Annotated in this window: 9 protein-coding genes; 5 read left to right on the top strand and 4 right to left on the bottom strand. The window is 66.7% G+C overall.

The window, feature by feature from the left end:
- Both ACOJTD_RS00575 and ACOJTD_RS00570 read right to left on the bottom strand, forming a co-directional pair.
- On the bottom strand, positions 1–777 hold a 777-nt coding region (locus ACOJTD_RS00575), incomplete at its 3' end, for an N-acetylmuramoyl-L-alanine amidase (RefSeq protein ID WP_420131003.1).
- 605 nt (positions 778–1382) lie between these two features.
- Entirely contained in the window at positions 1383–2087 is a 705-nt protein-coding gene (locus ACOJTD_RS00570; RefSeq protein WP_420131002.1) for a hypothetical protein, read from the bottom strand.
- Between ACOJTD_RS00570 and ACOJTD_RS00565 the strand changes: the two genes are divergently transcribed.
- A complete protein-coding gene (locus ACOJTD_RS00565) occupies positions 2022–4694 on the top strand; it encodes an Rne/Rng family ribonuclease (RefSeq protein WP_420131001.1) in 2673 nt (890 codons plus the stop codon). The genes ACOJTD_RS00570 and ACOJTD_RS00565 overlap by 66 nt on opposite strands.
- A gap of 305 nt (positions 4695–4999) precedes the next feature.
- Here the strand turns inward: ACOJTD_RS00565 and ACOJTD_RS00560 are convergent, their stop codons facing one another.
- Together ACOJTD_RS00560 and ACOJTD_RS00555 are read right to left on the bottom strand one after the other, a co-directional pair.
- Positions 5000–6343 carry a dicarboxylate/amino acid:cation symporter gene (locus tag ACOJTD_RS00560; RefSeq protein ID WP_420131000.1) on the bottom strand — a complete coding sequence of 448 codons (1344 nt, stop codon included), beginning with the start codon at positions 6341–6343 and terminating at the stop codon, positions 5000–5002.
- A 341-nt stretch (positions 6344–6684) separates the two neighbouring features.
- Complete coding sequence (locus ACOJTD_RS00555) at positions 6685–7884, bottom strand: pyridoxal phosphate-dependent aminotransferase (protein ID WP_420130999.1); 1200 nt, start codon at positions 7882–7884, stop codon at positions 6685–6687.
- Positions 7885–8038: 154 nt separating this feature from the next.
- On the opposite strand from ACOJTD_RS00555, the gene ACOJTD_RS00550 reads away from it, so the two are divergent.
- The 4 genes from ACOJTD_RS00550 to ACOJTD_RS00535 all read left to right on the top strand — a co-directional run bounded on the left by ACOJTD_RS00550 (position 8039) and on the right by ACOJTD_RS00535 (position 11758).
- The gene (locus tag ACOJTD_RS00550; RefSeq protein WP_420131004.1) at positions 8039–9430 is read left to right on the top strand and encodes a M48 family metalloprotease; all 1392 of its coding nucleotides are present in this window, start codon (positions 8039–8041) and stop codon (positions 9428–9430) included.
- Between the two features lie 127 nt (positions 9431–9557).
- Positions 9558–9926 carry a BA14K family protein gene (locus tag ACOJTD_RS00545; protein ID WP_420130998.1) on the top strand — a complete coding sequence of 123 codons (369 nt, stop codon included), beginning with the start codon at positions 9558–9560 and terminating at the stop codon, positions 9924–9926.
- Positions 9927–10145: 219 nt separating this feature from the next.
- Positions 10146–10775, top strand: a complete 630-nt coding sequence (locus ACOJTD_RS00540; protein ID WP_420130997.1) for a peroxiredoxin — start codon at positions 10146–10148, stop codon at positions 10773–10775.
- 215 nt (positions 10776–10990) lie between these two features.
- Positions 10991–11758: a DsbA family protein gene (locus ACOJTD_RS00535; protein WP_420130996.1), complete on the top strand. Its 768-nt coding sequence runs from the start codon at positions 10991–10993 to the stop codon at positions 11756–11758.
- The last annotated feature ends 48 nt before the right edge of the window (positions 11759–11806 follow it).

Below are 11806 nucleotides of genomic sequence, written 5' to 3'. Positions count from 1 at the left end.
GACCTCGACGACCCCGTCGTCACGGGTCATGACGACCCGGTATTTGCCGCCCTTCTCCATCTGGTCGCGAAGCGCCAGTGCGAAATCCAGCACCAGTGTCTTCTCGGCAATGCCGCTGGCGGACTGCGTGCCGTTGTCGATGCCGCCATGGCCCGGATCGAGCACGACCACCGGTCGGGGATCGTCCTTCGCGACCTCCGGCTTGGGCGTCTCAACGCCGGTGGGCACCGAGGCCGTCACTTCCGCGGTGCCGACCGACGGCCGCAGTTCGGGGCTCTTGTCGGCGCCGAGCTGGGCATCGAACGCGGTCTTGTCGACGGAATCGAGCTCGATCACCATGCGGGCCGGCTGGCCGTTGGCGGCGTCCAGCATGTCGGCTTTGGCGATCTTGGCGGGTCCGGTCAGCTCCAGCACGATTCGCGACCCGCCCGGCATCACCAAGCCGTAGCGAAACGCCTTGATCAGCCCCCGCCCCGAGGTGCCGACGGCGGCCGGCAGCCGGAAATTGACCTGCGGCAGGTCGATCACGACCCGGTACGGATCGGCGAGCGTGAAAGCCCGCATCGGCACCTTACCGTCGAGGTCGACAATGAACCGGGTCTGCGTGTCGTCGCCGGCGAGGCGGGCGTCGGAGGCGATCGGGAAACTGTTACTGGGGATGGCGACCGGGGCGGTCTGTTCGGTCGCTGCGGTGGCGGTCGACGGCAGGCACAGCGATGCTGCAGCGCACGCCAGGACGGCGCAGAACAAAACAAAATGATTTGTGCGCCCCTGCAAGGATTCGAGCCCCTCTCCGCTGGTCTTCTACCGCAATAGAACTGCGTGGTTAATCGGCTCTTAAGCGGCCGGATTCGAATAAGTCGCAGTGTGACCGGGCGGCGACGCTCTCCTTGCAAGCGAGAGCCAATCCACGTATGTATCTGGCGCTGACGGTCTAATCCTCCGGTTGTGTCGCGTTCAGCCACTCGGTGCAGCGCCCGATCCCTCGAAACCTCAAGAAGCGGGATTTTGCGTTTTTCCGGCCCCTCCTCGCCAGCGCAGTGCGCGGCCAGACAGGAACGTCGGTGAGGCCCGAGCGGCGTCCGGTCCCCGGGCTTCTTCGTACCAGGGACGGTTCAGACTCTTCATGACCGATCCGTCCGGCCTCAACGGCCGGATGATCCATGCCGGTGAGCGCTTCGGCGCGAGGCCGGTCCTTCAGCAAGAAGACAAGGCGGATGCTTTGCCGCCACTCGTTCAGACGGGCCGACGCTTGATGCGCCAAATTGCGATGCCGAACCGGACCCACGCAAAGGCCGCGCCGCCGCGAAGCAACCGCTTCGCCACGCGCGATGCCTCGGGTCTCACGGCACGGCGCGGTGAGTTGCGTGTCGGCCTTCCCCTCACCCCCGAATCAGGTGGACCGTCGCGTTATCCGGCCGCGCCCATTGCGCTGGCCGTCTCGCGCGCTTTCCGCCGCCATGAGTTGAAAAATGCCGAACAAGATGCTGATCGACGCCACCCACCCGGAAGAGACCCGGGTGGTCGTGGTCCGCGGCAACCGCGTCGAAGAGTTTGATTTCGAGACCGCCCAGCGCAAACAACTGCGCGGCAACATCTACCTCGCCAAAGTCACCCGGGTCGAACCCTCGCTGCAGGCGGCCTTCATCGAATACGGTGGCAACCGCCACGGCTTCCTCGCCTTCAGCGAAATCCATCCCGATTACTACCAGATCCCGGTCGCCGACCGTCAGGCGCTGATCGAGGCCGACGAACGCGCTCATCGCGAAGCCGAGGAAGAGAGCGAGCAGCGCTCCAGCCGCCGGCGCTCGCGACATCGCAGCCACCGCCGCCGCGGCAATGGCGAGCGCGTGCAGAGCGAGATCGTCGAAGCCTCGGCCGAGCAGCCGCACGACCTCGTTGCCGAGCACGGCGACGACCATCACGACGCGGGCCACGACCACGCGGATCACGAGCACGGCGATCACGATCATGGTGATCACGGGCACGATGACCATCAGCACGGTGATCACGAGCCCCTGATGCACGAGCTGCCGGACCATGAAGCCGGCGCCGCGCAGGCCTCGTCGGCCGAAGCCGAAGGCCATGATGCCGATCAGGCTCCGGCGCACAGCGCCGAGGCGAGCGAACACGCCGCGCCGGAAGCGGCGCCGCCGATCGCCGCCGAAGGCGCTGCGGAACCCGCCGTCGCCCAGCAGGCGAACGACCATGCCGAGCACGCCTCGGAGCACCACGCTTCCGAGGGTCATTTCTCGGAAGGCTCGATCAGCTACGTAGACGACGCGCCGTTCCCGATCGCCGACAGCACCGATGCGGCGCACGATGAGCACGAGCATGGCGAAGACGACGATCACGGCCATGACGCCGGCGACGAGATCGCCGAAGGCGATGTCGAAGGTGAAGACGACGAGGACGACGAGGCCGAGGAAGACATCGTCGAGTCGGTCGGCGGCGACGACGTGCTCGAGGAAGTTCCGGAGCGCGCTTTCCGCCCGCGCCGGCAGTACAAGATCCAGGAAGTCATCAAGCGCCGCCAGGTGATGCTGGTGCAGGTCGTCAAGGAAGAGCGCGGCAACAAGGGCGCGGCGCTGACGACCTATCTGTCGCTCGCCGGCCGCTACGCCGTGCTGATGCCGAACACCGCGCGCGGCGGCGGCATCAGCCGCAAGATCACCTCGGCGCAGGACCGCTCGCGCCTCAAGGAAGTGGTGCAGGATCTCGACGTGCCGGAAGGCATGGGCATCATCCTGCGCACCGCCGGAGCGACCCGGACCAAGCCTGAGATCAAGCGCGACTTCGAATATCTGATCCGGATGTGGGAGACCGTCCGCGACGTCACGCTGAAGTCGCAGGCGCCGACGCTGGTTTACGAGGAAGGCTCGCTGATCAAGCGCTCGCTGCGCGACCTTTACAACAAGGAGATCGACGAGATCCAGGTGGCCGGCGAAGCGGGCTATCAGGAAGCGCGCGACTTCATGCAGATGTTGATGCCGTCCAACGTGCGGGCGGTGAAGCTGTATCGCGACGGCCAGCCGCTGTTCTCGCGGATGGGCGTGGAGAGCCAGCTCGACGCGATGTTCTCGCCGACCGTGCAGCTCCGTTCCGGCGGCTACATCGTCATCAACCAGACCGAGGCGCTGGTCTCGATCGACGTCAACTCCGGCCGCTCGACCCGCGAGCACCACATCGAGGACACCGCGCTCAAGACCAACATGGAGGCCGCCGAGGAAGTCGCCCGGCAGCTCCGGCTGCGCGACCTCGCCGGCCTGATCGTCATCGACTTCATCGACATGGACGAGAAGCGCAACAACCGCGCAGTCGAGCGCAAGCTCAGCGACTGTCTGCGGCAGGATCGCGCCCGCATCCAGGTCGGCCGCATCTCGCATTTCGGCCTGCTCGAAATGTCGCGCCAGCGCATCCGCGCCAGCGTGCTGGAAAGCTCGACCGAGCCCTGCCCGCATTGCGGCGGCTCGGGCCACGTCCGTTCGGTCTCCTCCGTCGCGCTGCAACTGCTGCGCGGCCTCGAAGAGATTCTGATGAAGGGCGCGACCCACAATCTGATCGTGCGCACCCGCAACGATGTCGCGCTGTACGTGCTCAACCAGAAGCGCGGCCATCTCCGCGATCTCGAAACCAGCTTCAAGGTTTCGCTGTCGGTGATCGCCGATCGCACCGTGAGCGGCCAACAGTCCTTCGTGATCGACCGCGGTGAGCAGGTCCACACGCTGGAGGCCGCCAAGGCGTTGCTGGCCGCACAGGTCGCCGCCGCCCCGGCGCAGCCTGACGAACCTTACGCCGATGACGAGGGCTACGATTTCGAGGCCGAGATCGAGACCGACGAGACCATCGGGCTGGCCGACGAGTCGGCGGGCGAAAACGCCGAGGGCGAAGGCGGCGAGCGCAAGCGCAAGCGGCGCCGGCGGCGCCGGTCGCGTGGCGGCGAAGGCCGCGAGGCCAGTGCGCCGAGCGAGGACGGCGAGACCGCGTTCACGGCCGAGGGCGGTGAAGCCGCGGCCGATGACGAGGGTGACGAGTCCGAGGAAGCCGCCGAGGCCGATGGCGAAGCCCGGGCCGATCAGGCGAACGGCGATCAGGCGAACGGCGAACGCCGGCCGCGCCGCCGCGGTCGCCGTGGTGGCCGTCGCCGGCGTAACGGCCAGGAAGGCGGCGATGAGGCCGCGCTGGGTGCAAGCGATGAATTCGGCACCGGCGAGGCGTCCGACGAGGCCGGCGCTGACGCCGAGGCCGGCAGCGAAACCTTTGCTCAGGAAAGCTCCGACGAACCGTGGCTCGGCAAGCGCCATGAGCCCGATCCAGAAGATGCGGCCCCTGCTCCGCTGGCTCCGGCGGCCGTCGCCGCCGAGGTCGAGAAGGCCGAGGCTGCGCCCGAGCCCGCGCCGGTGGCGAGCGAACCTGCTCCGGCCGTTGCCGAGGAAACACCGGCCGAGCGGACCGCGCGCCGCCGTTCGACGGTGCGCGAGAAGGTGAATTTCGGCAGCAGCTCCGAACCGAAGCCCGAGGTTTCCACGCCGCTGGCGATCGAACCCGCCCCGGTCGAGGCCGCGCCTGCAGAGGCAGCTCCGGTCGAAGACACGCCTGCCCCGGCTCCCGAGCCGCAGGTCGCTGCAGCCCCCGCGCCGGAATCCCCTCGCCGCGCCGGCTGGTGGTCCCGCCGCTTCGGCGGCGGCAACTAAGCCCCGGCCACCGATCAACTTCTGCAAAATGCCCGCGCTGGTCGCGGGCATTTTCATGAGCCCATAGCCGCCCAGCCCGTGCCCCGGACGCTGCGCAACGCGCCGCGCTGCGGCATGGTGCGCTGCAGATCCGCGGCCCCGGTTCTTGCTACGCGCGTGGAGTAACCGGGGTCCCGGATCGGCGGCGCCGCGCTGCGCGCGGCACCTGGTCCGGGACACGGTGAAGGTCTTGCTGGTGAATGGAAGCAGCAAAGCCGCCCGGCTGCGTCAGCCGGGCGGCTTTGCGAAGGCGAGCCTGGCGCCGATCAGCCGGTTGTGACGGCGGTCTCCACGTCGGACGGATCGACGGTGCGGTTGAGGTTGGCGTGCAGGCGGTCGTGGTCGAGTTCGCCTTCCCACCACGACACGAACACGGTGGCCACGCCGTTGCCGGTGATGTTGGTCAGCGCGCGGACTTCACTCATGAACTTGTCGATCGAGAACACGATCGCCATGCCCGGCAGCAGCGCCGGGTTGACCGCCGCGAGCGTGCCGGCCAGCGTCACGAAGCCGGCGCCGGTGACGCCGCTGGCGCCCTTGCTGGTCAGCATCGCCACCAACAGGATCGCGACCTGATGGCTGAAGGTCAGCTCGATGCCCAGCGCCTGCGCGATGAACAGCGTCGCCAGCGTCATGTAGATGTTGGTGCCGTCGAGGTTGAACGAATAGCCGGTCGGCACCACGAGGCCGACCACCGACTTCGAACAGCCGAGCCGCTCCAGCTTTTCCATCAACTGCGGCAGCGCGCTTTCCGACGACGAGGTGCCGAGCACGATCAGGAGTTCGTCCTTGATGTAGGCGATGAACTTGAAGATGTTGAAGCCGACGAACTTGGCGATCAGCCCAAGCACCACAAACACGAAGAGCGCCGCGGTCGCGTAGAACAGCAGCACGAGGCCGATCAGATTGCTGAGCGCGGCCGGGCCGTATTTGCCGATGGTGAACGCCATCGCGCCGAACGCGCCGATCGGCGCCGCCTTCATCACGATGGCGATGACGCCGAACACCGCATGCGCGGCATCGTCGATCACGTCGCGCAGCCGGTGGCCGCGTTCACCGAGCGCCATCAACGCGAAGCCGAACAGCACCGCGAACAGCAGCACCTGCAGGATGTCGCCCTGCGCGAAGGCGCCGACCACGCTGTCCGGGATGATGTGCAGGACGAAGTCGACCGCCTTCAGATGGCTGGCCTGATCGACGTATTTCGCCACCGCGGCAGCATCCGGCTTGGCGGCGAGACCGTGGCCGACCTGGAAGATGTTGCCGACGATCAGGCCGAGCAGCAGCGCGAACGACGACACCACTTCGAAATACACCAGCGCTTTGACGCCGACGCGGCCGACCTTGCGGGCGTCCTGGATGTGGGCGATGCCCGACACCACGGTGCAGAAGATGATCGGCGCGATCACCATCTTGATCAGCTTGACGAAGCCGTCGCCGAGCGCCTTGATCCATTCGTTGGTGGCGAGATGCGGTGACAGCCAGCCGAGCAACACGCCGAGCACGATGGCGATCAGCACCTGCACGTAGAGAACTTTGTACCAGGGCTTGCGCGGCTGGGCTTTGGGATGCGGCACTCCGTGCGCGCCGACCTCGGTCATCGTCGACATGGCGTCACTCCACTGACCTTGATGTGCCTGTCGTTGAGGACGACGTCGCGGACGACCACAGGCAGACCGGTCGGCCAAGTCGATGGATGGTCGATATCAGGAGCGTGACGTTCACCCTCGCCGGTCGCCGACGGGGATCGACACCGAATGATGGCCCGTTCGGGCGCCATTGGCCGCGAGCCAGGGTCCCGACGCCGTCGCGAGCACGACCTGTCCCTTGCGGGCCGGGGGCGCGAACGAACCGATCGGCAACGCAATTCTCCCGGAAGGAATTATTCGCGGGTGCCTATAGCGACGAATTGCCGCTCAGATCAAGGGACGATTCGTCCAAGACCGTCATCTCAGCGAGATTTTCCCCCGAGCCAGGTTGTGATGCGCTGCACGGCCTCGCGCATGTCGTCGGCCGACCGGGCGTAGGAGAACCGCACGAAGTCCTTGCCACGCAGCGGGTCGAAGTCGGTTCCGGGCGTGGCTGCGACATGCGCCTCGGCCAGCATCCGCTTGGTGAAGTCGAAGCTGTCGGAGGTAAATTTGGACACGTCGGCATAGAGATAAAACGCGCCGTCGGCGGGCAGGAAGTCGGTCAGCCCGGCCTGCGGCAGCCCTTCGATCAGGATCTGGCGGTTGACCTCGTAGCCGTGCTTTACGGCTTCCATCTCGTCCCGGCCCTCGAAAGCCGCTTCGGCTGCGATTTGTGACAGCGTCGGCACCGAGATCGCCAAATTCTGCTGCAGCCGCTCCACGGGACGCACCAGCGGCTCGGGCAGCACCATCCAGCCGACCCGCCAGCCGGTCATGCAGAAGTATTTCGAGAACGAGTTGATCACCACCGCGTGCGGCGACAACTCGGCCGCGGTCACCGCCGGAAAGGCATAGTCGAGGCCATGATAGATCTCATCCGAAATGAAGCGGATGCCCTCGCTCTCGGCCACCGCGATCAATTCGCTCAGCGCCGCGCGGGTCATCATCGTGCCGGTGGGATTGGCCGGACTGCCGACCAGAACGCCCTTCAGCGGCGCCTTGCGATGCGCGGCCAGCAGCGCCTCGCCGGTGAGCGCATGACGGGTCTCGCTGTGCGTCTCGATCGGCACCGGCACGCAGCCGAGCGCATTGAGGATGTGCCGATACGGCGGATAACCCGGCACCGTCACGGCGACGCGATCGCCGGGCTCGAACTGCGCCAGGAACGACAGGATGAAGGCGCCGGACGAGCCGGTGGTGACGACGATGCGCTCGGGCGCGACCTCGCAATTGTAGGTCTCCCGGTAGTGGCGCGCGATTCGTGCGCGCAGCGACGGCAGGCCGAGCGCCGAGGTGTAGTCGATCCGCCCCTGCTCCAGCGCGGTATGCGCGGCGGCGATTGCTGTGCGCGGCGCCGGCGCCCAGGGCTGGCCGACCTCCATGTGAATGACGTGGCCGCCGGCGGCCTCGATCCGATCCGCCGCCGCCATCACGTCCATCACCATGAACGGCGGAACATCGCTGCGCGCCGACGGCGTCAACAATTGACGCAGTCTGGCCGACTTGGTCGCATCCAACATCGAAATCTGCTATCCCCCGCGCGGTTCGGTTCGGCGAGACCCGGCGGGCGTCGCGCTGCTGCCGCAATGCTGGGCTGATGCAAGGCAATAACCGGTATTCGAACCTCGGCCAATGACCAAAGTGACGGTTGAAGATCTGCCCGGCTCTGGCCGCATGCGCCGGGCGGCACGCATCCAAATCTCGCGTCTCACCGCGGTGCTGTGCGCGGCTGCCCTCGCGCTGGCGCCGGTTCCGACGCAGGCTCAGGCGCCGCAGCAGAAGGGCCCGCCCCTGCTGCGCGATACCGAGATCGAAAATCTGCTGCGCGACTACACGCGGCCGATCCTGCGCGTCGCCGGGCTGGAAAAGCAGAACATCCAGATCGCCATCATCAACGATCCGTCGTTCAACGCCTTCGTGGCCGACGGCCGTCGCATCTTCGTGAACTACGGCGCGCTGATGCAGTCGCAGACGCCGAACCAGCTGATCGGCGTGCTGGCGCACGAGACCGGCCATCTCGCCGGCGGCCATCTGTCGAAGCTGCGCACCCAACTCGCTCAGGCGCAGACCCAGATGATCGTCGCAATGCTGCTCGGCGTCGGCGCGATGGTGGCTGGCTCGCGCGGCGGCCCCAACAACAACGCCGGCAACATCGGCGCGGCGGCGGTGTCTGCGCCGCAGGAGCTGATCCGCCGCAATCTGCTGTCCTATCAGCGCCAGCAGGAAGAAAACGCCGACAAGGCTGCGGTGAAGTTCCTCGACGCCACCGGGCAATCAGCGAAGGGCATGTACGAGACCTTCCGCCGGTTCACCGACGAAAGCCTGTTCGCCGCCCGCGGCGCCGATCCTTACGCACAATCGCATCCGATGCCGGCCGAACGCGTGCGCGCGCTGGAGGAGCTGGCGCGATCCAGCCCGAACTGGGACAAGAAGGACGACGCCGCGCTGCAGCTGCGCCACGACATGATGCGCGCCAAAACATCCGGCTTCATGGAGCGGCCGGATACGGTGTATCGGCGCTATCCGCTGTCCAATACCAGCCTGCCGGCGCGCTATGCCCGCGCGATCTCGACCTATCTGCACGGCGACTCGCGCTCGGCGCTGGCGCAGATCGACAGCCTGATCCAGTCCGAGCCGAACAATCCCTATTTCTACGAGCTGCGCGGCCAAGCGCTGCTCGAGGGCGGCCGGCCGCAGGACGCCATCGCGCCGCTGCGCAAGGCGGTGTCGATGAGCCGCGGCGCCCCGCTGATCGAGATGCTGCTCGGCCAGGCGCTGGTCGCCTCCAACAACCCGGCCACCACCGAGGAAGCGATCCGCATTCTCAAGGCCGCGCTGGCGCGCGAGGGCGAGGCGCCGCTGGGCTACAGCCAGCTCGCAATGGCCTACGGCCGCAAGGGCGACTACGCCGAAGCCGACCTCGCCTCAGCGCAGGCCGCCTATCTGCGCGGCGACAACAAGACCGCCCGCGAACTGGCGTCCCGCGCCAAGACGCGCTTCCCGGTCGGCTCGCCGGGATGGGTCAGGGCGGACGATATCGTCGCGGCGAAGGGGCCGTCCAAGTAGCGCACCCCGGCGTACCATCCGGTCCCGGATTTGATGCGACTCCGATCCGGCGCTAACCTCGTGGCGCGATAACGATCTGCCGTATGTCTCAGCGAGTCGTGCGGCGCCATGCGAGGGAGAAACATCGATGACTGGCAACGGTGCTCAGCGCGGCAAGGCGCGCAAACTGATTTCCCGAACGCTTGCGAGCGGACTGCTGCTCGGGATGTACGCGGTCGGGCTGATCACCACCACCGGCGTGGCGATCACCGCCTCGACGACGCCGGCGCAGGCATGGCGAGGCCGCGGACGTGGACGCGGCTGGGGCGGCGATGCCGGCGCCGCGGTCGGGATCGGCATCGGCGCCGCGATTCTTGGCGGCGCGATCGCCGCCAGCGCGGCCGAACAGTCGCGGCGTCAGGACGCGATCAATTACTGTGCCTCGCGCTACCGTTCGTTCAATCCCGAGACCATGACCTATATCGGCAAGGACGGTCGCGCCCGCCCCTGCCCGTGATCGAGGCTGCGGGGCCGGCGATCATTTCGCGGGACTGACGTCGCCGCAGCTTTGCACGCCTACGTCGGCAGCAACCCGCCCATGATCCCGGTTCGTTTTGCGCGATCGGTCTTGATGCGGCTCAAACCCGCCTTGTTCGTCGCCCTTAAATAACCCCACGAGCAGCCCGGCGTGACGACGCCGGGCTGCTCCCGTTTTTACCACCCAACAGGAGTTCACATGTCTCTGCATATCGGCGACACCGCCCCCGACTTCACGGCCGACACCACCAAGGGCCGGATCTCGCTGCACGAATGGGCCGGCAACTCGTGGGTGTTCTTCTTCAGCCATCCGGCCGATTTCACGCCGGTCTGCACCACGGAGATGGGCAAGACTGCGAAACTGTCGGAGCCGTTCACCGCGCGCAACGTCAAGCCGCTCGGGCTGTCCACCGACCACGTCTCCGAGCATCTGAAGTGGATCGCCGACGTCAACGACACCCAGCAGACCGATCTGCAGTTTCCGATCGTCGCCGATCCCGATCTGACGGTGGCGAAGCTCTACGACATGATCCACCCGAACCAGAGCGACACCGCCGCGGTGCGGTCGGTGTTCATCATCGACCCGAACAAGAAGATCCGGCTGACCATGACCTATCCGATGAATGTCGGCCGGAACTTCGAGGAGATCCTGCGGGTGATCGACGCGCTGCAACTGGCGGACAAGCATCGCGTCGCGACCCCGGCCGACTGGCGCGCCGGCGACAAGGTCATCATCCCGCTGTCGGTGAAGGATGAAGACGCCGTGAAGGCGTTCCCTCAGGGCTGGGACGCGCCCCGCCCCTATCTGCGCCTGACCACGGTGAAGTAACGCTGCGGCGTCCCGCCGCGCCATCCACGACCAGCCTCGCGTCAACGAACGCGGGGCTGCAGCGCGATCGATCCTACCGCCCTCCGGAGCGGGCGTGTCAGCGGCTTGCTGACTGAAACGTGTTCACAAATTACGCGTAATTCCGCAGGAAAAGCGCTATGAAACTCCGATTCCGCTGCCTGTCGGCCCATTCTTCCGTCTCGAAGGGATTGTCCATGCCGTCGTTCCGCCCGCTCGCTGCCGCCCTGTTCGCGCTCGCTTTGATCAGCGCGCCCGGAGCCGCTTCGGCGCAGAAGTTTTCCGACGAGCAGCGCAGCGAGATCGAGAGCATCATCAAGAACTATCTGGTGACGCATCCCGAGGTGCTGGAAGAGGCCTCCGAGGAACTCAGCAAGCGGCAGGCGAACGCCGCGGCCGAGAAGCATCAGGCCGCCATCAAGGACAACGCCGACGCGATCTTCAATTCGCCGCGCAGCGTGGTGCTCGGCAACAAGAGTGGCGACGTCACCTTCGTCGAGTTCTTCGATTACAATTGCGGCTACTGCAAGCGCGCGATGGCCGACATGCTCGAGCTGATGAAGGACGATCCGAAGCTCAAGATCGTGCTCAAGGAATTCCCGGTGCTCGGCCCGGGCTCGGTCGAAGCCGCGCAGGTCGCAATCGCCGTGCGGATGCAGGATCCGAGCGGCAAGAAGTATCTCGACTTCCATCAGAAGTTGATGGGCGGCCGCGGTCAGGCCGACAAGGCGCGCGCGCTCGCCGCCGCCAAGGACGCCGGCCTCGACATGGCGCGGCTCGACAAGGACATGCAGAGCCCGGAAGTGCGGTCGACGATCGAGGAGAGCTTCAAGCTCGCCGAGTCGATGGGCATGAACGGCACGCCGAGCTACGTGATCGGCAAGCAGGTCGTGGTCGGTGCCGTGGGCCTCGACACGCTGCGCCAGAAAGTGGCCCTCGCCCGCTGCGGGAAGGAACAGTGCTGAGCCTGATTGCAGCAGCGATCTGACAAAGTGGTCGCCGGCTTCGGCCGG

This window comes from Rhodopseudomonas sp. (assembly GCF_048594845.1).
Taxonomy (GTDB): domain Bacteria; phylum Pseudomonadota; class Alphaproteobacteria; order Rhizobiales; family Xanthobacteraceae; genus Rhodopseudomonas.
The sequence above is the reverse complement of the archived record's forward strand: the minus strand, read 5'-3'. Positions and strand labels throughout refer to the sequence as shown.